The 22,331-nt window shown below is 62.0% G+C and carries 21 protein-coding genes and 3 tRNA genes; 13 read left to right on the top strand and 11 right to left on the bottom strand.

Annotated features, from left to right (window positions below; genetic code table 11):
• Positions 1-14: 14 nt before the first annotated feature.
• The 3 genes from queF to grxB are packed head-to-tail and all read left to right on the top strand — an operon-like array spanning position 15 to position 1,943.
• Positions 15-485 (top strand): preQ(1) synthase, encoded by a 471-nt coding sequence (queF, locus tag A0U93_RS11440; RefSeq protein ID WP_077807456.1) that lies wholly within the window; start codon positions 15-17, stop codon positions 483-485.
• Positions 482-1,306 (top strand): aminoglycoside N(3)-acetyltransferase, encoded by an 825-nt coding sequence (locus tag A0U93_RS11435; protein WP_077807455.1) that lies wholly within the window; start codon positions 482-484, stop codon positions 1,304-1,306. Before queF ends, A0U93_RS11435 begins: the two co-directional genes overlap by 4 nt.
• Entirely contained in the window at positions 1,296-1,943 is a 648-nt protein-coding gene (gene grxB, locus A0U93_RS11430; protein ID WP_077807454.1) for a glutaredoxin 2, read from the top strand. Before A0U93_RS11435 ends, grxB begins: the two co-directional genes overlap by 11 nt.
• Before the next feature lie 116 nt (positions 1,944-2,059).
• On the opposite strand, the gene atpC is transcribed toward grxB, so the two are convergent.
• Genes atpC through atpH form a run of 5 tightly spaced genes read right to left on the bottom strand, consistent with a single transcriptional unit; the run spans position 2,060 to position 7,004 of the window.
• A complete protein-coding gene (atpC, locus tag A0U93_RS11425) occupies positions 2,060-2,479 on the bottom strand; it encodes an ATP synthase F1 subunit epsilon (protein ID WP_077807453.1) in 420 nt (139 codons plus the stop codon).
• A 4-nt stretch (positions 2,480-2,483) separates the two neighbouring features.
• Complete coding sequence (gene atpD, locus A0U93_RS11420) at positions 2,484-3,959, bottom strand: F0F1 ATP synthase subunit beta (protein ID WP_077807452.1); 1,476 nt, start codon at positions 3,957-3,959, stop codon at positions 2,484-2,486.
• Positions 3,960-3,984: 25 nt separating this feature from the next.
• Positions 3,985-4,860, bottom strand: a complete 876-nt coding sequence (locus tag A0U93_RS11415) for a F0F1 ATP synthase subunit gamma (protein WP_077807451.1) — start codon at positions 4,858-4,860, stop codon at positions 3,985-3,987.
• Between the two features lie 9 nt (positions 4,861-4,869).
• The gene (atpA, locus tag A0U93_RS11410; RefSeq protein ID WP_077807450.1) at positions 4,870-6,405 is read right to left on the bottom strand and encodes a F0F1 ATP synthase subunit alpha; all 1,536 of its coding nucleotides are present in this window, start codon (positions 6,403-6,405) and stop codon (positions 4,870-4,872) included.
• Positions 6,405-7,004 (bottom strand): ATP synthase F1 subunit delta, encoded by a 600-nt coding sequence (gene atpH, locus A0U93_RS11405; RefSeq protein WP_077808488.1) that lies wholly within the window; start codon positions 7,002-7,004, stop codon positions 6,405-6,407. Before atpH ends, atpA begins: the two co-directional genes overlap by 1 nt.
• Positions 7,005-7,297: 293 nt before the next feature.
• Here atpH and A0U93_RS11400 point away from each other — a divergent pair, with 293 nt between their 5' ends.
• Positions 7,298-7,828: a cupin domain-containing protein gene (locus A0U93_RS11400; protein ID WP_077807449.1), complete on the top strand. Its 531-nt coding sequence runs from the start codon at positions 7,298-7,300 to the stop codon at positions 7,826-7,828.
• A 29-nt stretch (positions 7,829-7,857) separates the two neighbouring features.
• Here the strand turns inward: A0U93_RS11400 and A0U93_RS11395 are convergent.
• A tRNA-Gly gene (locus tag A0U93_RS11395) sits at positions 7,858-7,931 on the bottom strand.
• Positions 7,932-8,146: 215 nt separating this feature from the next.
• On the opposite strand from A0U93_RS11395, the gene A0U93_RS11390 reads away from it, so the two are divergent.
• From A0U93_RS11390 to nusG, 3 genes are all read left to right on the top strand, one after another.
• Positions 8,147-8,223, top strand: a tRNA-Trp gene (locus A0U93_RS11390).
• 85 nt (positions 8,224-8,308) lie between these two features.
• Complete coding sequence (gene secE / locus A0U93_RS11385; protein WP_077807448.1) at positions 8,309-8,599, top strand: preprotein translocase subunit SecE; 291 nt, start codon at positions 8,309-8,311, stop codon at positions 8,597-8,599.
• A 7-nt stretch (positions 8,600-8,606) separates the two neighbouring features.
• A complete protein-coding gene (gene nusG / locus A0U93_RS11380) occupies positions 8,607-9,137 on the top strand; it encodes a transcription termination/antitermination protein NusG (protein WP_077807447.1) in 531 nt (176 codons plus the stop codon).
• Positions 9,138-9,228: 91 nt separating this feature from the next.
• Here the strand turns inward: nusG and A0U93_RS11375 are convergent, their stop codons facing one another.
• Genes A0U93_RS11375 through A0U93_RS11365 form a run of 3 tightly spaced genes read right to left on the bottom strand, consistent with a single transcriptional unit; the run spans position 9,229 to position 13,012 of the window.
• Positions 9,229-9,849: a PqiC family protein gene (locus tag A0U93_RS11375; protein WP_077807446.1), complete on the bottom strand. Its 621-nt coding sequence runs from the start codon at positions 9,847-9,849 to the stop codon at positions 9,229-9,231.
• A complete protein-coding gene (locus A0U93_RS11370; protein WP_077807445.1) occupies positions 9,849-11,543 on the bottom strand; it encodes a PqiB family protein in 1,695 nt (564 codons plus the stop codon). Before A0U93_RS11370 ends, A0U93_RS11375 begins: the two co-directional genes overlap by 1 nt.
• Positions 11,540-13,012, bottom strand: a complete 1,473-nt coding sequence (locus A0U93_RS11365; RefSeq protein WP_077807444.1) for a paraquat-inducible protein A — start codon at positions 13,010-13,012, stop codon at positions 11,540-11,542. Before A0U93_RS11365 ends, A0U93_RS11370 begins: the two co-directional genes overlap by 4 nt.
• A 91-nt stretch (positions 13,013-13,103) precedes the next feature.
• Between A0U93_RS11365 and A0U93_RS11360 the strand changes: the two genes are divergently transcribed.
• Positions 13,104-13,178 (top strand) — tRNA-Thr (locus A0U93_RS11360).
• A 31-nt stretch (positions 13,179-13,209) separates the two neighbouring features.
• On the opposite strand, the gene A0U93_RS11355 is transcribed toward A0U93_RS11360, so the two are convergent.
• The gene (locus A0U93_RS11355; RefSeq protein ID WP_077807443.1) at positions 13,210-14,004 is read right to left on the bottom strand and encodes an alpha/beta fold hydrolase; all 795 of its coding nucleotides are present in this window, start codon (positions 14,002-14,004) and stop codon (positions 13,210-13,212) included.
• A gap of 175 nt (positions 14,005-14,179) precedes the next feature.
• Between A0U93_RS11355 and A0U93_RS11350 the strand changes: the two genes are divergently transcribed.
• The 4 genes from A0U93_RS11350 (at position 14,180) to A0U93_RS11335 (ending at position 19,360) form a co-directional block, all read left to right on the top strand.
• Positions 14,180-15,151, top strand: a complete 972-nt coding sequence (locus A0U93_RS11350) for an ABC transporter ATP-binding protein (protein ID WP_147150815.1) — start codon at positions 14,180-14,182, stop codon at positions 15,149-15,151.
• Complete coding sequence (locus tag A0U93_RS11345; RefSeq protein ID WP_077807442.1) at positions 15,148-15,972, top strand: ABC transporter permease; 825 nt, start codon at positions 15,148-15,150, stop codon at positions 15,970-15,972. Before A0U93_RS11350 ends, A0U93_RS11345 begins: the two co-directional genes overlap by 4 nt.
• Positions 15,965-16,768 carry an ABC transporter permease gene (locus A0U93_RS11340; protein ID WP_245824848.1) on the top strand — a complete coding sequence of 268 codons (804 nt, stop codon included), beginning with the start codon at positions 15,965-15,967 and terminating at the stop codon, positions 16,766-16,768. The genes A0U93_RS11345 and A0U93_RS11340 overlap by 8 nt, the downstream gene beginning before the upstream one ends.
• Positions 16,769-16,921: 153 nt before the next feature.
• On the top strand, positions 16,922-19,360 hold the full coding sequence (locus tag A0U93_RS11335; RefSeq protein ID WP_264960603.1) for a TonB-dependent receptor plug domain-containing protein: 2,439 nt from the start codon (positions 16,922-16,924) through the stop codon (positions 19,358-19,360).
• Between the two features lie 221 nt (positions 19,361-19,581).
• Here A0U93_RS11335 and A0U93_RS16480 read toward each other — a convergent pair whose 3' ends face one another.
• Positions 19,582-19,737: a hypothetical protein gene (locus A0U93_RS16480; RefSeq protein ID WP_169852751.1), complete on the bottom strand. Its 156-nt coding sequence runs from the start codon at positions 19,735-19,737 to the stop codon at positions 19,582-19,584.
• Positions 19,738-19,982: 245 nt separating this feature from the next.
• Between A0U93_RS16480 and A0U93_RS11330 the strand changes: the two genes are divergently transcribed.
• Positions 19,983-22,331, top strand: a complete 2,349-nt coding sequence (locus tag A0U93_RS11330; protein ID WP_077807441.1) for a TonB-dependent receptor — start codon at positions 19,983-19,985, stop codon at positions 22,329-22,331.

Genomic DNA, 22,331 nt, shown 5'->3' with positions numbered 1-22,331 from the left:
CAAGGCGGCAGGACATGACCACAGCCCAAAACGATCTCGACGCTCTCCGCCAGCTCGGACAGCACACCGCGCAGCCACAAAGCCCGGAGGAAGCAACTCTCGACCGCGTCCCCAGCCCGCATCAGGGGCGGCAATACGTCGTGCGTTTCACCGCACCGGAATTCACGTCGCTCTGCCCGGTCACCGGCCAGCCGGATTTCGCGCACATCGTCATCGACTATATTCCCGACCAATGGATCGTGGAGAGCAAATCCCTCAAGCTCTACCTCACCAGCTTCCGCAATCACGGCGCATTCCATGAGGACTGCTCCATCAGCATCGCAACACGCCTGGTCGAGGAACTCTCGCCGGTATGGCTGCGGATCGGGGCCTACTGGTATCCGCGCGGCGGCATTCCGATCGACGTTTTCTGGCAGACCGGTGCCCCACCGGATGGCGTCTGGATTCCCACGCAGGACGTGCCGGGCTATCGGGGCCGCGGATGAGCGCACGCGAAGCCGCACTGATCGCAGCCACATCCGCACCGAAAACCTACGCATCCCTTCGCGCCGATCTGCAACATATGGGTCTCGGGCGACCTGACGACATCGTGCTGATGCATGTCGCGCTCAGCCGCATCGGCTGGACATGCGGCGGGGCGGAAACCCTGCTTGCCGCCTTATGCGACACGATCCTGCCTGCCGGGGGCACACTGGTCATGCCCGCCCAGTCGAGCCATATAACCGATCCGGCGCATTGGTCCTCGCCACCCGTACCGTCTTCCTGGCTGGAGAGCATCCGTGCCAACATGCCGCCGTTCGATCCGGTCACAACGCCTACACGCGGGGTCGGCATCGTCGCGGAGCGGTTTCGCACCTGGCCTCAGGTCCGGCGTAGCGTCCATCCATCGTGCTCCTTCTGCGCCATCGGGCCACAGGCGGAAACGATCCTGCGGGAACAGCCGCTCGACGATCCATTCGGCGATGCGTCACCCCTCGCGACCCTCTATCGTCTTCAGGCACGCATCCTGATGATCGGTGTCGGCTTCGAGACCTGCACTGCCCTGCACCTCGCGGAACGACGGGCCCGTCCGGATGCTCCGCGCTACTGGGACGGCATGCCGACCAGAGACGGCAAATGGTCGCTCTATTCCCTGCCGGAAACCGATATCGACCGCTTTCCTGCCATCGATCGGTTGCTGACGCAGAACGGCAAGGTGATGAAAGCTATGGTCGGCGATGCCCCGACCCGATTATTCGACATGTGTTCGGCAATCGATATCGCGACCGACCACTGGCGTTCCGAGAAAGACCATCATGCCGCGTAAACTCTACATCTACGAACACTGCCCCTTTTGCGTCAAAGCGGAAGCAATCTTCGGCCTGAAGACGCTTCCGGTCGAGCGCATCGTACTGCTGAACGATGACGAAGCCACGCCTGTACGCATGGTCGGACGCAAGCAGGTGCCGATTCTGGAAGAAGACGGCCGCTTCATACCGGAAAGCATGGACATCGTGGCCCATATCGATGCCATCGGCACGTCGGTTCTGACGGGCAAGACGAATCCCGCGATCGGCGAATGGATCAGGAAGACGAGCGCGCCACTTTACCGGCTGTTTCTGCCGCGCGCGGCGGCAGCTCCATTGCCCGAATTCGCGACGACGACGGCGCGCGCCTATTTCATCCGCAACAAGGAAGCGTCCAGCGGCGCATTCGGCGACATTCTCGCCAACAGTCAGGCAGAGATCGAATTCCTGAACCACGCGCTGACGGAACTGGCGCATGCCATCTGCTCACCAGACGCGGTGAACGGCGTCCTGTCGGTCGATGACATCCATCTTTTCGCGCATCTGCACAGTATGTCCATCATTCACGGCATCATCTATCCATCGGTCGTTGAAGCCTATCGGCAAGCCTTGTCACGCCGTGCCGATGTGCCCCTGCTGGATGCACTGAGCGCCTGAATATATCGACAGGAGAGGCTGGAATATCGTTTCGTCAATGACGAACCATGACAACGATACGTCTAGGCACAAAAAAAGCGGCACAAAGCCGCCTTCTTCGTCAACAGTATCCGTTCTCAGTGCGTCGGATGCGAGGTCTCGGCCGCCTCGATCTCCGCACGAACAGACTGAATCCGCCTGGACATCGTGTCCTGCAATGTCACGTCCTCAGCCGTGACATTCGCGAACGATGTCTCGAGTTCAGCCAGACGGCTGCGCGCATCATCGACCGAGATTTCCGAAACAGGCAATGCTTCGTCAGCAAGGATCGTGCAACGATCCGCCGTCATATCGGCGAAGCCACCACCAACGAAGAACTGATCGGTTATGCGATCACCCGCGTAGATCGACACTACGCCACCACGCAACGCCAGCATCAGCGGCGCATGATCGGGCATCGCGGCGATATCGCCTTCCGAGCCCGGCATGACGGCCATGTCCACCTCGCGGCGGAAGAGGACCTTCTCCGGGCTGATGATTTCGACCTGAAGCGGCATGGGCTTACGCCGACTCCTTCATCTTCTGTGCCTTGGCAACGGCTTCTTCGATCGGACCGACCATGTAGAACGCACCTTCCGGCAGATCGTCGTGCTTGCCGTCGATCACTTCCTTGAAGCTGCGAACCGTGTCTTCCAGCGACACCAGCTTGCCCGGCGCGCCCGTGAAGACCTCGGCCACATGGAACGGCTGGGACAGGAAGCGCTGAATGCGGCGTGCGCGTGCCACCGTCTTCTTGTCGTCCTCGGACAGTTCGTCCATGCCCAGGATCGCGATGATGTCCTGCAAACCCTTGTAGGTCTGGAGGGTCTTCTGAACGGCGCGCGCGACCTCATAATGCTCTTCGCCGACGATCTTCGGATCGAGCGAACGCGACGTGGAGTCCAGCGGGTCCACAGCCGGGTAGATGCCCATCTCCGCAATCGAACGGTTCAGCACGGTCGTGGCATCCAGATGCGCGAAGGTCGCAGCCGGCGCCGGATCGGTCAGATCGTCGGCGGGGACATAGACGGCCTGGACCGAAGTGATCGAACCCTTCTTGGTCGAGGTGATGCGCTCCTGGAGCGCGCCCATTTCAGTGGAGAGCGTCGGCTGGTAGCCAACGGCCGAAGGAATACGACCCAGAAGCGCCGAAACTTCCGAACCCGCCTGCGTGAAGCGGAAGATGTTATCGACGAAAAACAGAACGTCCTGCCCTTCCTCGTCACGGAAATATTCCGCCAGGGAAAGACCCGAAAGCGCGATGCGCGCACGCGCGCCCGGCGGTTCGTTCATCTGGCCATAGACCAGGGCGACCTTGGAGCCTTCGGTCGAGCCATTCTCGCCAAGCTTGATGACGCCCGCATCCTGCATTTCAAAATACAGGTCGTTACCCTCACGCGTACGCTCGCCGACGCCCGCGAAAACGGACACGCCACCATGCGCCTTGGCGATATTGTTGATCAGTTCCTGAATAATCACGGTCTTGCCGACGCCGGCGCCACCGAACAGACCGATCTTGCCGCCCTTGAGGTAGGGGCAAAGCAGATCGACAACCTTGATGCCCGTCACCAGAATTTCGGAAGCAGCCGCCTGATCCTCGAAGGACGGTGCCTTGCGATGAATTGGATAACGCTTCTCGGCATTGACCGGTCCCCGCTCGTCGATCGGCTCGCCGACGACATTGAGGATGCGACCCAGCGTCGCCGGACCGACCGGCACGGTGATCTGCGCACCAGTGTCCTGCACTGGCTGGCCACGCGTCAGGCCGTCCGTGCTGTCCATGGCGATGCAGCGCACTTCGCGCTCGCCAATTTCCTGTGCAACTTCCAGAACCAGCGTCTGGTCGCCGTTCTGGACGTGCAACGCGTTGAGAATATGCGGCAGCGATCCCTCGAACTGCACGTCGACGACGGGGCCACGAATCTGGGTGACGCGACCGACGACGTTGCTGCTGGGCGACGCGGCGGCCGGGACTTCGGGCGATAGGGTATCGGACATCGGTTTCGGCTCCTGGGTCACGGTCTCAAACGGCTTCGGCGCCGGAGATGATCTCGATCAGTTCAGTCGTAATATTGGCTTGGCGCGTGCGGTTATAGCGCTGCGAGAGGCTGTCGATCGCCTTGCCGGCGTTGCGCGTCGCATTATCCATGGCCGTCATGCGGGCACCCTGCTCGCCCGCTGCGCTTTCCAGCAGCGCCGCATAAAGCTGCACCTGCAGATTGCGCGGCAACAGGCGCGCCAGCAGTTCTTCCTCGTCCGGCTCGAACTCGTACTGCGCGGCGTTCTCGTCCTTGTTGTCGTTCTCGGGCACGGGCAACGGGACCAGCGGCAGTTCCGTCGGCGTCTGGGTCATGGCGTTGACAAAGCGGTTGTAGACGACCGTAACCCGATCGACCTCTCCCTTCGTCAGCATGTCCACGATCCGCTCGCCCAGTTCAGCCGCTCGCGCGAAAGGCACTTCCCGCCCCGCCGTACCGGGCAGGCGCTCGATGACGGCTTGGGGGAAATTACGCGTCATCGCGTCGCCGCCCTTACGCCCGACCGGAAGAATGCGAACGGTTTCCCCCTCGCCTTCCAGACGCTCGACAAGACCACGCATCGAGCGTGCCAGATTGGCGTTGAAACCACCGGCAAGCCCAAGGTCGCTCGTGAGCATGACCACGAGGTGCGTCCTGCCCGGACCGCCCTGCATAAGCGGCGGCAATTCTCCCTGGCCGCGCGTCGCCGCCGCCAGTTCGGACAGCATGCGGCGCATGGCATCGGCATAGGGGCGGGAAGCCTCGGCGCGCTGCTGGAAACGGCGCAGCTTGGAAGCCGCCACCATTTTCATTGCGCTGGTGATCTTGCGCTGCGATTTGACGCCCGTGATCCGGGCGCGCAGTTCCTTCAGCGATGGCATCGCTTATCCTTACGCCGTAAAGCGCTTGCCGAACGCGCCGAGCAGGTCGTTCAACTTGCTCTCCGTCTCCGGCTTGATCTGCTTGTCATTGCGAATGGCGTCGAGGATATCCTTGCCCGAACTCCGCATCTCGGCGAGCAGGGCCGCCTCATAACGCACGACGTCATCGACCTTGATGGCATCCACGAAACCGCGTGTGCCGGCGAACAATACCACGACCTGCTCCTCGACCGGCAGCGGCGAGGTCTCGGGCTGCTTCAACAGCTCGACCAGTCGGGCGCCACGATCGAGCTGCTTGCGCGTCGCGGGATCGAGATCGGACGCGAACTGCGAGAACGCCGCCATTTCACGATACTGCGCAAGGTCCAGCTTGATCTTGCCCGCGACCTGCTTCATCGCCTTGATCTGCGCGGCGGAGCCAACGCGCGACACGGAGCCGCCAACGTTCACGGCCGGGCGAATGCCCTTGTAGAACAGGTCGGTCTCAAGGAAGATCTGGCCATCGGTGATCGAAATCACGTTGGTCGGAATGTAGGCAGCAACGTCGCCGGCCTGCGTCTCGATCACTGGCAGCGCCGTCAGCGAACCACCGCCAAACGCATCGGACATCTTCGCCGCACGCTCGAGCAGACGGGAATGCAGATAGAACACGTCACCCGGGAATGCCTCGCGGGCGGGCGGACGGCGCAGCAGCAGCGACATCTGACGATAGGCCACAGCCTGCTTGGAGAGATCGTCATAGCAGACGAGCGCGTGCATGCCGTTGTCGCGGAAGAACTCACCCATCGCGCAGCCGGTATAGGGTGCGAGATACTGCATCGGCGCCGCGTCGGACGCCGTCGCGGCGACGACGATGGAGTATTCCATCGCGCCCTGCTCCGTCAGCGTACGGACAAGGTTTGCAACCGTCGAGCGCTTCTGGCCGACCGCAACATAGATGCAGTACAGCTTCTTCGACTCGTCGCCGGTCGCGTTGACCGGCTTCTGGCCGACGATGGTGTCGATCAGGATGGCCGTCTTGCCGGTCTGGCGGTCACCGATGATCAGTTCGCGCTGGCCACGACCGATCGGCACCAGGGCATCGATGGCCTTGATGCCGGTCTGCATCGGCTCGCTGACGGACTGGCGCGGCATGATGCCCGGCGCCTTGACCTCGGCCCGCTTCAGCGTCACGTCGGTCAGGGGACCCTTGCCGTCGATCGGGTTGCCGAGACCGTCGACCACGCGGCCGAGAAGTCCCTTGCCGACCGGCACTTCAACCACCGCCTTGGTGCGCAGGACCGTGTCGCCCTCGCGAATGTCGTCGCCATCGCCGAAAATGACGACACCGACGTTATCCTGCTCAAGGTTCAGCGCCATGCCGCGAACGCCGGTTCCCTCGAACTCGACCATTTCACCGGCCATGACGTTCGACAGACCATAGACTCGCGCGATACCGTCGCCGATCGACAGAACCGTGCCGGTCTCCGAGACCTGCGCCGCATCGTCGAAGGAGGCGATCTGCTGCTTGAGGATGTCCGAAATCTCGGCGGGACGGATATCCATCACGCGGCTCCCTTCATGACGTTTTGCATGCGGGCCAGACGCCCGCGAATGGAAGTATCGAATAGTTTGGCACCGATGCGCACCACGAGGCCGCCGATCAGTTCGGGTGCAACCTGCTCGACGATGGCAACGCGCGCATAGCCGGCCTCGGCAAGACGAGCCTGCAGGCCTGCGCGTTGCGCGGGTGTGAGCGGCTGGGCGCTGCGCACCTCCGCCACCATCTCGCCCCGACGCCGGGCATCGATGGCGAGGACGGCGGTCAGGATACCGGCGAGATGCGGCAGGCGACGGTTGCGCGCCACGACGCCCCCGAAGTGACGGACCGCCTCGCCAAATCCTTGCGCGGCCAGAACGGCATCGAGGGCTTTGACAGTCTGTCTTACATCCAGCGTGCGGTTGGCCAGAAAGTCACGCAGCGACGCACTTTCGCCGATCAGCTTCACCAGGGACCGAACCTGCGCCAGCACATCGGGCAGGATCGAGCGTTCTTCCGCGAATTCGAACAGGGCCTTGGCGTAGCGATCGGCAAGACCGTCCGCCGCATCGACCTGCGTTTGCGGCGAACGAGCCGTTTCGGCTCCTGATTCGACAACTGTCACGTTCGGCGTTCCCACCCCAGTTCCTCGCTGCCAGTCGCCGCGATATGCCAACCCGCCTTCTCAGACGACGGCCACACGACAACTGGCGGATTCGTATTCTTGACGACGCTCTGCACGTCTTATCACGCGGGGCGTCTAGCACGCTGCCGCGCGAGGACGCAACCGACCCCGCGCCGGCAATGAGCATTGCTCCAGATGATGTTACGACGCAACAGATTTGCATCTCAACCCGCCCTGCTGGCAGAAGGCGGCGTTCTTTGCCGTCAAATCTTCGAAATCGGGATCTTTCGTCCATGCACCATCGTACCGCAGCATGCTGTCTGCTCGCTTTCTGCGGCATGATCTTCCCGACAGCACTGGCCTCTGATGCTGAAGGCGCCCTCGAGCCGCCCGTCGTGCCTTACTGGGACAACTGGACGGACAAGCAGGGCATATCCCATCTTACAAAATGCAAGCTGACCGATTTCAGCCTGAAGACACTGGCGCCCCATGCCGAACCGCAATGGACACAGCATGCCCATGAAGGGCAGGCCACCGTTGAAACGAGCGTACAGCCCGCGCACTGGAAAGGTGGCTGGCGCGCGAATCCGCAGGTACAGTGGATCGTGCCGCTGTCCGGCACCTGGTTCGTGCAGTCGATGGACGGCACCCAGGTGGAACTCAACGCCGGCGAAGCCCTCCTCAGCGAGGATGTGGATGCGGCGACGGACAGGAACGGCCACACTGGCCATTTGTCAGGCAATGTGGGCGATGCGCCAGTGGTTCTGCTAATCACGCAATTCCGCGACGCGCATGCCTCGCATACCGCCTGCCCGGCTCGGTGACGAAAATTTTCGCTTGAAAGATGCCGGTATGGAGCGGGCGAAGGGAATCGAACCCTCCTCAGAAGCTTGGAAGGCTACTGCATTACCACTATGCTACGCCCGCACTCCGTATCGATGGCGACCACCTAGCGCCGAACATGGCCCGCTTGCAAGAGTGAGAAGCCTTCCGACGCCAAATTTTCACTTCGTTCGGCAATCGGCCTTCTTAGCCTCTTGACTTTCCCCCCCGGACACCGCCATTACCGCCGCCAACGGTCGGGCGTCCGATCGCCGCGAAAGATGCCTGTCATCTCTCCCGGCAGAGGCACGGACGACATTAGGGGTGTAGCTCAATTGGCTAGAGCGCCGGTCTCCAAAACCGGAGGTTGGGGGTTCGAGACCCTCCACCCCTGCCACGCGTGCCAGTTGCCGGATCAATCATCCGGTTCTTGCAGCGGGGCGCAGCTCCTTGCCATGTGCGGCTTTCGAAGCAACTAGAGGATGACGGTGTCAGTCACTACTCCCAAGCCAGGGTCGCAGAAACCGACAGGCACCAGACCTGCCCAGCCGAAGCCGCCCGTGGCCACGACCGGTGCAGGACGCTTCAATCTTGTGCGCTATCTCAAGGATGTTCGCGCGGAAGCCCGCAAGGTGACGTGGCCGACACGGCGCAACACGATGGTCACGACAGGTGCGGTGCTGGCCATGGCTGCCCTGACTTCCGTTTTCTTTTTTGTCGTGGACCAGGTGATCGGCCTTGGCGTTCGCGAACTGTTCGGCGTTGGAGGCTAAATCGGACATGGCAAAGCGTTGGTATGTTGTGCATGTCTATTCCGGATTCGAGAAGAAGATCGCGAGCCATATCGAAGAGCAGGCAGCCCAGAAGGGGCTTTCGGATCACTTCGAACAGATTCTCGTTCCTTCGGAAGACGTGACGGAGGTCCGCCGGGGCCGCAAGATCAATTCCGAGCGCAAGTTTTTCCCAGGCTACGTCCTGGTCAAGATGGAACTGACGGACGATGCCTGGCATCTCGTCAAGGATACACCCAAGGTCACGGGGTTCCTCGGCAGCCGCAACCGTCCCTCGCCCATCTCCGAGGCGGAAGCCGAACGGATCATGAAGCAGGCACAGGAAGGCGTGGAGCGTCCACGTTCGGCCGTGACCTTCGAAATCGGCGAGCAGATTCGCGTGGCGGACGGTCCGTTCACGTCCTTCAACGGGACGATCGAGGAAGTCGACGAGGAGCGTTCGCGCCTCAAGGTCAGCGTGTCGATTTTCGGTCGCTCCACGCCGGTCGATCTCGATTACAATCAGGTCGAAAAGCTCTAGGCCAAGGCTACCGTCAGCAACAAGAAAGGCCGCCTCCCGGAAGGGAGTGCGGCCTTTCAGTTCATCTGCCCAGATATTGCGCCAACGCTCCCTACGGCGCCGCCGCCGCAGGGAGGACGGGAAGCGCACGCAGGCGATCCGCCGCCTGATCCGCGACAGTGCCGAGCATCGTGCTCAGCGCGGCGACAAGGTGCCCGGTCGCGTGCGTGTCCAGATGCGCCTGCAGTTGTATCGGCGTCGTCATGACCGGACCGATGCCCGCCGTCGACAGATGCGTCGACAGCATGCCCTGCACCTGCGCATTGCCCTTCTGGTCTTCATTGAAACCGGTGATCGTCAGTTCGACATACGCTCCGGGTGTGGTGGCGACGGCATCGTTCTGTGCGAATACCGTTGTCCCGGGAAGACGCTGGGACAGATCGCGGGAGAGGGTATGGCCGATCATGCTGGCCAGCGGCTCGCTCCAGGCATCCCCCTTGGCGATCTCCAGTTTGTAATCCTTGTCCTGGCGCACGATTTCATCCCGATCCAGCCATGTCGAAACGACAGGCGTGCGCACTTCCACCACAGCTGGCCCTCCGGCGAGCGTGGCGCCTGGCGTCGGGGCCAGCGTATATAACGTGGGATCGCCGCCGCAGGCGGAAAGACCCAGAAACGCCAGCGATGCGAGCAATGCGCGCCCTGACGCGCGCGGACGAGAATGGATCGGCATCAGTTGTGACGTCCCGTAATCAATGAGGAAGGATGGCGATTGAGGTAGTCGGTCAGGAAGCGAATCGACCGCGCGGCCTCACCAAGCTGCACGACCATGCCTTGCAGGTCGCGATGGAAGTCCGTATCGCCGCCGTAGGACGCCATGACCTTCTGCGCATTCGCGAGCGTTCCTTGCAGGGCAGCACTCATCGCCGGCAGACGTTGCAGGAACGGTTGCAGCCCCTTGTCCGCATGCGCCGTGAGATCGGAGATATGACGCAGCGAATCGCGCAGGGCCTGTAGCGACTGCGTGACCTCCGGACTGTCGATACGCTTGTCCGCATGGGCGAGCAGTTCATTGACGTGCTCGCCGATCTGCGTCAGCGGCATGGCCGCCACCTTGTCCATTACCGTCGCAGCCGACGCCATGATACCGTCGAGCCCGCCGGGCTGGCTGGGAATGATGGCCACGCCGTCTTCGTAGGTCACGGACGCCGGCTTGGCGTTCTTGACGAATTCAAGGCCGATCAGCGATTCGCCGGTCAGGAAACTGGCGCTTTCCACCGAGGCACGCATGCCTTTGGCCACCAGAGCCGCCAGCAGGTCATCCTGCTCCCGCGGGGTGCGACGCGTCTGCGTTGCGGAGAGAACACGTTCCGGCTCGATCTCCATATCGACACGCACCCGCATGGAGGCGCGCTTGTCATCAAGAAGCAGTTTGACGCCTGTCACACTACCGACCTGAATACCGAACACGGAGACCTGCCCACCGACGGCAAGGCCCTTGACCGACGTATCCAGATAGGTCGCAACCTTGAGGCGCTGGCTGTATTGCGCGTTATCGGCATCCGACTGGCTGGCATACAGTTTGAAAACAGAATTGGCCGGGGCGCGCGCCTGCTCCACGTCCTGCCGTCGCGCCGGAAGTCCAAACGCAACGCCGCCCGAGAACAGGGCCTGAAGCGAGGTCATCTGGACTTTCAGACCCCCGGCGCCGAAGCCGACCTGAACGCCGGACACATTCCAGAAGCGTGAATCCGTCCGAAGATAATGATCGTAGGGCGCCCGGACGAAAACCTGAACCAGGATCGGCCCTTCGCCGCCCGGCGGCATTGTATAGCCCAGCACCTCACCCACCGACACGTCGCGGAAATAGACCGGCGCACCCTGCCCGATCGAACCCAGTGTCGGTGTTACCAGCATGAACGTCGTGCCAGGCTGGTCCGAACGGATACCCGGCGCAGCCTCAAGCCCGGTGAACTGGGTCTTGTATTCGCCACCCGGCGGTCCCGGATCGATTCCGATATAGGCGCCGGAAAGGAGCGTCTCCAGCCCGGTGATGCTCGCACCGTTGATTCGCGGCCGCACGACCCAGAAACGGGTATGGTCGGTCAGGATGTTCTCGGCGCTGGCATTCATCTGAATATGCACGACCACATGATGCATGTCGGGCGATAGCGTGATGTCCTGCACCGTGCCCAGCGTCACCGCCTTGTTCTTCACCTGCGTCTGTCCGGCGGTCAGCCCGGATGCCGTCTCGAACGTTACCGTGATGAGCGGACCCCGATTGGCGAAGCTGCGCCACCCGAGCCATGCGGCAATGGCGATGGCCAGCACCGGAATGAGCCAGATGATGGAAAATCGCGTTCGGCGTAGGGCAGCTTTTGGTGGAGACGCGGGCTGATGGGTAGGACTGTCGTTATGATCGCTCACGCGCGCTCAGGCTCCATATTTTGCTCCGGACGCGAATGAACGGCGATTTTTTCGTCGCCCGTTCGAACCGCGTCCTCGATCGGCCCTTTGATCGGACCGTTGCATCCCGCTGCGTCCCACATGCCGCGGGGATCGAAAGTATGCACAGCGAAGATAGTCAGAATCACGACCGTCGCAAAACATACACATCCGAAATTCGCCGTAACATTGGCGAGGAAGTTGAAATGCACGACAGCCACGAGAATGGAAATCATGAAAACGTCGATCATCGACCAGCGGCCGATAATGTCGACGACACGGAAAAGTTTCGTCAGGAACGGCAGATGGCGCTTCCAGCCAAATCGCGTGACGGTCACCATCGTGGCCAGGGAGACGATCTTCAGAACCGGCACCGTGATGCTGGCGAAAAGCACCAGTAGCGACAACGGTATGAGTCCCGCCTGCCAGAGTTCGATCGCACCATTGACGATCGTGCTCGCATCCGCATGACCCACCTTGGAATAAGTCATGACCGGGAAGAGATTGGCCGGCACATAGAAAATGATCGCAGCGATCAGCAAGGCGGCGGTATTGGAAAGGCTGAAAGGCTTGCGTCGCCGCAATGTATGCTGGCAACGCGGGCACTCTCCCACGACATCCTCACGCGGTAGTGTGTGCCCGAAATCCATGACAAGCTGACAGGCATGGCACGACAGGAGATGCTGGACAGGCGGCATGCCATGGCTGTGAACATAGACGTGTTCAACGGACAGGCGCCGGCCACGCGCATCGTGCATTTCCTCCTCGATATCGCGATTCTGCCAGATCTGCTCTTCGTCGAGGGTCGAATCGGTGGCCGCCATGGTGAACATTAGCCCGGCGATGAGATAGACGCCGGGTTCGAGGGAAACCAGGGCAAGATCGATCAGCTTGCTGTAAGCGACAAAGACGCCCAGGATATAGACCTCGATCATCGACCATTCACGCAACGCCTCGTACCAGCGCATGAAACGCGGGGTCCAGTCGGGCATATGCTCGCGCGTCGCCCCCACGAGGATCGCGCCCATCAGGGCGATCGCAATGCCAGGCATGATGAGCGTCACGAGCCCAACCAGCAGGCCGACCTCGCCGAAGCCTTCGTGCAGCAGTTCGATCGGCCCGGTCAGCAGCGAGACGGTGTTTTCGCGACCACTGACATTGAGCGTCATCAGGGTGCTGATGAGCAGGGCCAGGTAAAGCGCGGCCGAAGCAATGCAGAATGCTGCCGGCGCCGCGATCGGCGCCGTCCGTCGCCGACGCGCCAGCTGCGCATTGCAACGCCCGCACGCGGCGACCTGTCCCGGCTTGAGATAGGAAACGCACTGGAACAGCCCGCAGGACGGACATTCACGCAGCCCTTCCACCACCTTCAACGCAGGCGTTGGGTTCTTTCGCTGCGCGGACATCATGACGGCGTTGCGCCAGAGCCGCGTATGGAAGCGATCGCTCATATTTCAGACCATACCGAACGAAATCCGTTCGAGATAGCCTTAACCCGGTTGCAGTCCCGTTCAGCCTTCGCTATAGGACCGCGCCAAGGACGCCGACATAGCTCAGGGGTAGAGCAACTGATTCGTAATCAGTAGGTCCTCGGTTCAATTCCGAGTGTCGGCACCACACAGATTTTCCCCCATAATTGAAAAATGGCTCAGCCATACGTCGTCAGCAGCGACACGACGACATCCGGCTCTGTCGCTTCCACATCATGCGGGACCGGACGCTCCGCCAGCTGCCACCCCGGCTTGGCTTTCGCACGCTGGCGGCTTGGCTCGATGGATGCGATGGCCGGGTGCCGATAGGCGATATAGGCCGTCGGCAGTCCGGCACCCGCCGGTCGGCCCAGCCGGATCGGCGTTTCATACGTGGCCGCAGGATGTGGCCGCATATGGCGCACCAGCCAGTCCTTGGCAGGGCCGGGGGGTAATGGCACGTCGGCAGCCTGCGGCACTGGAAACGCAATACCCGCACCTGCCACCTGCACGGCATGACGACGCAAATCGGCCATGCCGGCCGGCAGAATGTCATAGGCGCTTTCGCCATTTTCGGGGATCAGCGCATCGAGATAGATCAACCGGTCGATCCGGCTGGTCAGCCGGTCCGCCACACCGGTCCCCACCATGCCGCCATAGGAATGTGCGACGAGCACGATATCGTGCAATTCCTCCGTTTCGAGCAGATTGCAGACATCCTCGATATGCGTATCGAGCGTGATTTCCCGCGACAGGAGATGGCTGCGATCCCCGATACCGGTCAGGGTCGGCGTATAAACCTGGTGCCCGAGGGCACGAAGCTTCGGCGTCACGAAATTCCAGACCCACCCGCCGCCATACATGCCATGAACGAGCACATAGACCTTGCCACCGGGGCGCGGCTGCGCGACGGCGCCCGCCCCCATCGTCAGCGGCGTTGCGGCAAGCGAGGTGAGAAGATGTCGGCGATGCATGCGCGTCGGTCATTCATTCAACGAACCATGCGGCGGCATGGCTTCCACATGACAGCACATCACCGAAAGCGTCTCGCTCACCAGTCACAACATTGCTACCTTGCATCGTGCGACGCAGACTGGCTCAGTTTTCCGGTGCCATCGTTTCCTGCCGGCCCGAACAACGAGAGAATCCTTGCCGTCTCATCCCACCGCCATCGACGTCGAAAATCTCCGCAAGACATATCGCATCCGCGAAGGCGGCGGCTGGCGCGGCAAGACCCGCGAAATCACCGCACTGGACGGCATCTCCTTCTCCGTCCCGGCAGGTGAGATCGCCGGCTTCATCGGGCCGAACGGTGCGGGGAAATCGACCGCCATCAAGATCCTGTCCGGTATCCTGCGCCCCAGCTCCGGCATGGTGCGCGTTGGGAATCTCGTGCCGTGGCGCGACCGCATCGCGCATGTCGCGCGCATCGGCGTCGTGTTCGGCCAGCGCACGCAGCTCTGGTGGGATCTGTCGGTGGCCGAGGGGCTGAAGCTGCTGGGCGATATCTATAATGTCGAACCCGCACGCTTCGCCCGCAACAAGGCACGACTGGCCGAAGCGCTGGATCTCGGCGGCATCATGGACCAGTCGGTGCGGCAACTCTCGCTCGGCCAACGCATGCGCGCGGAAATCGCGGCTGCCCTCCTGCACGATCCGGAGGTCCTGATCCTGGACGAGCCAACCATCGGCCTGGACGCCCCATCCAAACTGGCCGTGCGCGCCTTCGTGCGCAGCCTGCGCGACGAACGCGGCACCACCGTCCTGCTGACGACGCACGACATGCACGACATCGAGGCTCTGGCGGAGCGCGTCATCGTCATCGGACATGGCCGCATTCTGGCCGACAGTCCCTTCGAGGCCTTGCGCGCCACGACTTTATCCGAGCGGATTCTGGAAGCGGATTTCGCCGAGACACCGCCGCCCCTGACCCTGCCGGAAGGCGCCACGGAAACCCAGCGATCGCCCCGCAGCGTCACCATCACGTTCGACCCACGTCGCATTCCGGCCCCGGCGCTGGTCGCGCATCTGAACACGCTGCCCGGCCTGGATGACCTGCGCATCGGTCGCCCGGCCATTGAGGAGATCATCACCCGCTTCTATGCGGATCACGCGTCATGATGGCGCGGGCCTACCTCACCTCCTTCACATTGCAATGGAAGATCGGGCTGCGCTACCGCATCGCGGTGCTGGCCGGACTGGTGGCGCAGATGTGGTTCGGCGCGGTGACACTGATGGCCTATGCCGCCGTCTATCATCATGCACCGGACGTGCAGGCGCCACTAACCCTCCGGCAGGCCATGACCTATACCTGGATCCAGCAGTCGCTGTTCACGCTGCTGCCGCTCGGCTGCCTGCCCGCGATCGGCGAGGCGGCACGCACCGGGGCAATCGTCTATGACCTGCTGCGACCGGTCGATCTGTGGAACTGGTGGCTATCGTCGAGCCTCGCCCGCCTGCTCGGCAACGCCGTGCCCCGCGCCATCCTGCTGGCCTGCGTCGCCGGGCCGCTCGCAGCCCTTGTCGGACTGAAGGACTGGAGCCTGGCACCGCCGGCTTCGGCCCTTGCCGCACTTTTTGCCCTGCTGTCCTTCGCTCTCGGGGCCTTGCTCTCGGCCACGATCATGATGTGGTGGAACGTGCTGACGGCACGCACCCTTTCGCCCCTCGGCAGTTACGCCATCGCCACGCCGCTGTCGGTCCTGTTGTCGGGAATGTTGCTGCCGCTGCCGCTCTATCCCGGCTGGGCCAGCATCGCACTGCTGGTCCAGCCTTTCGCGGGCATCGCCGATATTCCCATCCGCATCTATCTCGGCGCCGCCATTCCCGGCGGCATCGGTACCGCCCTCGGCCTGCAACTATGCTGGCTCGCGATACTGACCGTTCTCGGTCGCCGCTGGCTGTCGCGGATCGTCGAGCGGATGGAGGTGCAGGGTGCTTGACGGCCTGACGCTCTATCGTCGTATGGCCGCCGCGTCGATCAAGGCGCAACTGCGCTATCCGGGCACCTTCGCCATGCAGGCAGCGGGCAATTTCGTCACCACGCTCCTGAGCTTCTTCGGCTTATGGAGCCTGTTCCGCCGCTTCGGCAGCATTGCGGGCTGGGATCTTGCCACCGTCGCCCTGCTGTACGGACTGGTGAACGTCGCTTTCGCCGTTGCCGAAACATTGGGGCGCGGCTTTGAAATCTTCGGCGGCGAATACGTCAAGACAGGCAATTTCGACCGGTTGCTCCTGCGCCCCCGGTCAACGCTTCTCCTGCTGCTGGGCCATGAATTGCGCCTGCGACCCATCGGGCGTTTCCTGCAGGGCGCTTTCGTCCTTGGCGCAGGCCTTTGGATGGCGCCGCATGTCAGCATCCAGACACTATGGCTCCTGCCCTGGGCGATCGCGGGGGGTGCTGCGATGTTCCTCGGCGTGCTGATCGGGCAGGCGGCCCTATGCTTCGTGACGGTCGAAGGACTCGAAGTTGTCAATGTCCTGACTTACGGCGGGGTCGAGGCCGGGCAATATCCACTCCCGATGTTCTCGCGCTGGCTGCGCCGCTTCCTGACATGGGTGCTGCCCCTCGCCGGCATCTGTTATTACCCCGCCCTTCTCATGGTCGGACATGCCGATCCTCTCGGCCTGCCGTCCTGGTTCGGTCTATTCTCACCCGGCATGGGCTTCATGTTCCTGATCGTCATGGGCTGGTTCTGGCAACGCGGCGTCCGCGGCTATGTCTCGAGCGGCAGCTAACGGTCTGGTAATTTAGCCACAGTATATTGCCGATTTTCCTATGCCCTCAGCGGGTTAGTTGACAGCTCCCGCTTAATTACCGTTGATGGTGGAAATTTCCACTAACTACGGATTTAACCTGTGATTACTGTGCGATCGCGACGCGCTGCCGCCTTGCTGGCGGGCTCATTTCTCGGCGCCATTCCTTTCGTCGCCGTCGCACAAACGACGTCAGCGCCGGACCAGACCAGCCACCGCCACACAAAGCGCATTCCGCCGACCACACCCCAACAGCCGGGCATGACCGCCCCCGGCGCAGGCGAAGCCATCGTCGTGACCGGCACGCGCGAACTGGGCAAGAAAGCGCGCGATTCCATTTCCCCGATCGACGTCGTTTCCGCACGGCAGATCACGGCGACCGGCCAGCCGACATTGCGCGATGCGCTGTCGCTCATGCTGCCGTCGCTGACCATTCAGGCCGCCGGCTACGACACCGGCGCCCTGACCGACACCATCGCCCTGCGCGGCCTGAACCCGAACGAAACGCTGGTTCTCGTGGATGGCAAACGGCGTCATACGACCGGCAACATCTACGCCGATCCCGGCCCTCAGCAAGGTGCCACGGCCGTCGATATCGACATGCTACCCATGTCGATGATCGACCACATTGAAGTGCTGCGCGACGGCGCCGCGGCGCAGTACGGCTCCGACGCCGTGGCGGGCGTGGTCAACATCATCCTGAAAAAGCAATCCCACGGCCTCAACCTGCGCTCCAACAGCGGCATCACCAGCCAGGGCGACGGCTATCAGCAGGGCGTGTATCTGGACGGCGGCACCAGTCTCGGCGGTGGCCGCGGCTACCTCCATATCGGCGGCGATTTCGTGCATGTGGACCACGCCGAGCGGTCCGGCCCCGATCCCCGCACCGGCGGCTATGACAACAAGGTTCTCAGCCAGCCGGAACAGACGCGCGAAGCCGTCGCCGTCAAGTTCGGCTACGACATCACGGACAACGTGCAGGCCTATGCCACGGCAACTTACGCGCATCGCCATGCGGAGGCCTATCAGAACTACCGCCTCGCCTCGTCGCTGAAGAATTACCCCGGCTATGCGGCCATCTATCCATGGGGATATTCTCCGCTCGAGACAATCAACGAGAACGATTACGAACTGACGGCCGGGTTCAAGGGCACCCTGGCCGGCTGGCACTGGGATCTCTCCTCCGTCTGGGGGCGCGATTACAACGCCATCAATACCGTCAATTCCATCAATGCCTCGGTCTATACCGCCACCGGTCGCACGCCGACGAACTTCGCGGCGCAGGGCTACAGCAGCACGCAATGGACCAACAGCCTGGATCTGAGCCGCAATTTCCATACGTCCTTCTGGCCGTATGGCATCAACGTCGCAGGCGGCGCATCCTACCGCTACGAGGCCTACTCGATCGGCACCGGCTCGCCGGACAGCTACTACGGCAGCGGCGCGGACGCCCTGGCGGGCACCAACCCCGGCAACGCGGGCAACTTCAACCGCGACGTGATTGCCGGTTATCTCGACATCGCCACTCATCTGACGAAGCACTGGCAGGTCGATCTCGCCGGGCGTGCGGAACACTATACGGATGTCGGCAGCACGCAGACCGGCAAGGTCTCGACGCGTTACGATTTTGGCCCGCGTTTCGCCATTCGCGGCGGCTTCAGCAACGGTTTCCATGCGCCGACCCTGGCGCAGGAGCATTATTCGGCACTCGCCATTTCGCCGACGGCGGCGCGCGGCCTGATCGCCGTCAACTCACCCGGTGCGCTCGCCAATGGCGCCTCCCCCCTGAAGCCCGAGCACAGCACGAGCGCGGAGGGCGGCATCGTCGTGGAGCCGATCCGCAAGCTGCACGTCACGGCGGATGTCTATCAGATCGACCTGCGCGACCGCATTCTGCCCGGCGGCAACGTCTACAATCCGCAAGCCTATCAGGCCCTGGTCGCGGACGGCTTCTCCCTGCCCGCCGGCGCCGCCACATGGACGCCGGGACAGCTCTCCACGCACTGGTTCGCCAACGTGGCGACGACACGCACGCAGGGTCTCGACCTGACAGCCACCTATCCTACGGATTTCGGCCAGTTCGGGCATGCGGACTGGGACGTATCGCTCAACCTCAACCGCACGCGCCTGCGCCATCAGGGCACGGACTCAACCGGACAGTCGCTCCTGAACGTGCAGTCGATCGCCTACCTGACGACCGAATATCCGCGCAGCAAGATCATCTTCGGTGGCACGTGGCATTCGCCTGAAAACCGCTGGGCCGTCGCGGTGCATGAAATCCGCTACGGCCAGGCAACGTCGAACCTGAGCTATTATTACGGACCCAACGCGTTCTCGACCACGAACTACCTGCAATTCCAGAACCAGCCGAAATGGACCACCAACGCGTCCGTCACCTACAACGTCAACAAGCACTGGAGCGCCACGATCGGCGGCAACAACATCTTCGCCGCCTATCCGTCACGCGTGCCTTACGACAACCGCTACCTCGGCGCGCCGCAATACTATTTCAGCGCATCGCAACTGGGCATCAACGGCGGGTATTATTACCTGGATGTGTCGGCGCGCTTCTGACGCGACAACATGAAAATCCCTCACCTCAACTTCGCATGAGGTGAGGAAGCAAAAAACCACCTTCGAAGAAATGACCAGTGTCGTCACGCCTTCTCGTCATGTCCGAGCCGGAATTGATTCCCGAACACAACCGTTCGGTTTCCTGCCAATCCAGGTTTTTCGCACCGTATAAAAAAAGCCCGGCACAGGGCCGGGCTTATCACGGAAATATCAGATGACGCTCAAAAAGGTTCGTGCCATTCCGGTCCGTGCAGTTCGACCTGCACACGGAACGGCTCATCTCTGAACTGAGATGTATGATGGGTTACCGGCGCGTCGTTCGCCACGACATGACGGGCGTCCGCGCGGTCCTGTATAGACTGGCTAAGCTGTTTCATGGCGGCTTCTCCTGACAATGGACTCACGGGAATGAGACCTGTCAAACGTGGCACGAATTGGGCCATGGCCCAAGAACTTTCGCGTCGCGTATCATTCTTCGTGAGAAAATTATGACGTTTCAGTCGCTTATAAGTTTCTTTTGACATAAAATGACATAAAAAGCAGTCGAATCGTATTCCTGCTCTACTTCCGGATCAAAGAAGATTCGCTCGCCCCTGTCTCCCGCCTTCTTTAAGAAGGCATCATGATACGCCGTCACGTTCATGCCCTGCTCACGGCCCTTCTGGGGACGACCTGCCTCGCATCGCCGATGGCACGGGCGCGGGATGACACCACCCCGCCCAAAAGCGAGCACATCACTGTCAGGCGAACGCCGGATACGGCACCCGGCAATCAGCCAGGCGGTGGGCTGATCCACCCCCAGCAGGGCGTCCGATCCGTCAGCACGGTAGACCGGGACTTCATCGATAAACAGGTCCCCACCGCCAGCGCCTACCAGCTCGCCGCCATGTTGCCGGGCGCGAATGTCGCGACGTCCGACCCGTTCGGCTTTTCGCCCGCCACCAACATTACCGTGCGCGGCCTGAACAACGATGCCATCGGTTACATACTGGAAGGCATGCCGCTGAACGATGTCGCCTATTACAGCGGCTATCCCAGCCAGTTTGCAGACAGCGAAAATTATCGGGAAATCGCGCTGGCCCAGGGCTCGGCGGATCTGGATAGCCCTGTTCTCAATGCCGCCGGCGGCCTGATGAACCTGTCGTTTCTCGACCCCGCGACCAAGCCCGGCGGCTACGCCAGCGTCTCTTACGGCTCCTACGACACCAATCGTGAGTTCATCCGACTGGAAACCGGCGAAATCGGCCGTTCCGGCATACGCGGGTTCGTCTCATATTCGCATGGCGCATCGGATAACTGGCGCGGACCGGGCCGGGACACACGCCAGCACGTGGATTTCAAGTTCCTCAAGTCCTGGGACGATGGTAACCGCGCCAGTATTCTGGGCTCGTGGAACAGCACCATCACCAGCTACTATCCGCAGGTTACGCAATCGGACTGGAAGCAGTACGGACTCGGCGGTCCCAATGAACTGGCGGGGCGCTACAATCCGAACGACGCTCAGGGCGGAACGGATTACTGGCGCCTGTGGCGCGCGCCGGAACGCACGCTCTATGTCGGCGCCCCCGTGCATCTGCATCTGACGAAGCGCCTGTCGTGGGACATTACGCCCTATAGCCAGTTCGCCTACGGCAACGTTCCCGGCGGCTCGACCCTGTCCGAAACCGGCCTCTATAACGGCACGCAGCCACTTCCGGACAATCTGAACCTGCCGGGCGCTCAGGATGGCGTGGCCGTGGTGCGGGCGAACTACAACCAGCGCAGCTATCGTTCCGGCTTCACGACCGCATTGCATTATAAGCTGGCGTGGAACGATTTCATCCTGGGCTACTGGTACGATTATTCCGACGACAACGAACAGCAGCCTTTCACAGCCGTGCAGGACAACGGATACGCGCCGGATATCTGGAGCGAAAAGCGCCGCGCGACGATCCTGCTCTCGGATGGCAGGCAACTCCTGGGGGGTAGCGCCCATACGGTCTCGCAGACCAATGCGCTCTTCCTGGGCGACCACATGTCCTTCTGGCGCGAAAGATTGTCCGTGGATGCCGGCTTCAAGATGGTGATGCTGACACGCAACGGCACAAACAACGTGCCGGGTCCGCAATACCGCGCGAATGCCAACTATGCCGAGCCACTGCCACGACTGGGCGCGCGCCTGCGTCTGGATGACGCCAATCAGATTTTTTTCAACGCGACGACGAATTTCCGCTCTCCGGACGATACGGCATTTTTCAACACCTACGATCCCTCCTCGGGCGAAACGGAGGTCACGGCAGCGACCAATACCAAACCGGAATATTCCATCAGCGAGGAGATCGGCTATCGCCGCACCGGACGGTGGATCATCGGCAGCCTGACGCTCTTCAATTATAATTTCACCAATCGTCAGATTTCCACGCTGGTATCGCAGAACGGCGCATTGGTACAGTCCACCATCAATGGCGGCGGCCAGACCTCGCGTGGCGTGGATGTGGAGATCGGCACGCGGCCCTGGCACCACATCACACCTTATGTCTCCGGCGAATACCTGCACGCGACAATCGACAACGACATCGCCGCGAACGGCGACCTGCTGCCGACGAAGGGGAAGATCGCCGTACGCAGCCCCACACTTCAGGGCGCCGCCGGGCTGAGCTATGACGATGGGCATTTCTTCGGCGTGGCCACCATCAAGTATACGGGCCATCAATTCGCAACGTTCATGAACGACGAACGCGTCGCCGACCACACAACCGGCGATCTGGGTTTCGGCTATCGTTTTACGGACGTCGCCCATCTGCATGCGCCGACGATGCGGATGAACTTCATCAACATCACCAACCAGCACTACCTCTCCGGCGTGGCCACGCCGACCATGAACGCACAGGATACGATCGGGCAGTACGGCACGACCATTTCGGGCAGCGCCCCCAGCTATTACGTCGGCGGGGGCTTCGCCGCCCTTTTCACCGCATCCAGCGGGTTCTGA

The organism is Neoasaia chiangmaiensis, assembly GCF_002005465.1.
Taxonomy (GTDB): Bacteria; Pseudomonadota; Alphaproteobacteria; order Acetobacterales; family Acetobacteraceae; genus Neoasaia; species Neoasaia chiangmaiensis.
The sequence above is the reverse complement of the archived record's forward strand: the minus strand, read 5'-3'. Positions and strand labels throughout refer to the sequence as shown.

Excerpts from the sequence above, each read along its gene's own strand:
- queF (WP_077807456.1), top strand. The coding sequence starts at position 15 with ATGACCACAGCCCAAAACGATCTCGACGCTCTCCGCCAGCTCGGACAG.
- A0U93_RS11435 (WP_077807455.1), top strand. The coding sequence starts at position 482 with ATGAGCGCACGCGAAGCCGCACTGATCGCAGCCACATCCGCACCGAAA.
- grxB (WP_077807454.1), top strand. The coding sequence starts at position 1,296 with ATGCCGCGTAAACTCTACATCTACGAACACTGCCCCTTTTGCGTCAAA.
- atpC (WP_077807453.1), bottom strand. The coding sequence starts at position 2,479 with ATGCCGCTTCAGGTCGAAATCATCAGCCCGGAGAAGGTCCTCTTCCGC.
- atpD (WP_077807452.1), bottom strand. The coding sequence starts at position 3,959 with ATGTCCGATACCCTATCGCCCGAAGTCCCGGCCGCCGCGTCGCCCAGC.
- A0U93_RS11415 (WP_077807451.1), bottom strand. The coding sequence starts at position 4,860 with ATGCCATCGCTGAAGGAACTGCGCGCCCGGATCACGGGCGTCAAATCG.
- atpA (WP_077807450.1), bottom strand. The coding sequence starts at position 6,405 with ATGGATATCCGTCCCGCCGAGATTTCGGACATCCTCAAGCAGCAGATC.
- A0U93_RS11400 (WP_077807449.1), top strand. The coding sequence starts at position 7,298 with ATGCACCATCGTACCGCAGCATGCTGTCTGCTCGCTTTCTGCGGCATG.
- secE (WP_077807448.1), top strand. The coding sequence starts at position 8,309 with ATGACGGTGTCAGTCACTACTCCCAAGCCAGGGTCGCAGAAACCGACA.
- nusG (WP_077807447.1), top strand. The coding sequence starts at position 8,607 with ATGGCAAAGCGTTGGTATGTTGTGCATGTCTATTCCGGATTCGAGAAG.
- A0U93_RS11375 (WP_077807446.1), bottom strand. The coding sequence starts at position 9,849 with ATGCCGATCCATTCTCGTCCGCGCGCGTCAGGGCGCGCATTGCTCGCA.
- A0U93_RS11365 (WP_077807444.1), bottom strand. The coding sequence starts at position 13,012 with ATGAGCGATCGCTTCCATACGCGGCTCTGGCGCAACGCCGTCATGATG.
- A0U93_RS11355 (WP_077807443.1), bottom strand. The coding sequence starts at position 14,004 with ATGCATCGCCGACATCTTCTCACCTCGCTTGCCGCAACGCCGCTGACG.
- A0U93_RS11345 (WP_077807442.1), top strand. The coding sequence starts at position 15,148 with ATGATGGCGCGGGCCTACCTCACCTCCTTCACATTGCAATGGAAGATC.
- A0U93_RS16480 (WP_169852751.1), bottom strand. The coding sequence starts at position 19,737 with ATGAAACAGCTTAGCCAGTCTATACAGGACCGCGCGGACGCCCGTCAT.
- A0U93_RS11330 (WP_077807441.1), top strand. The coding sequence starts at position 19,983 with ATGATACGCCGTCACGTTCATGCCCTGCTCACGGCCCTTCTGGGGACG.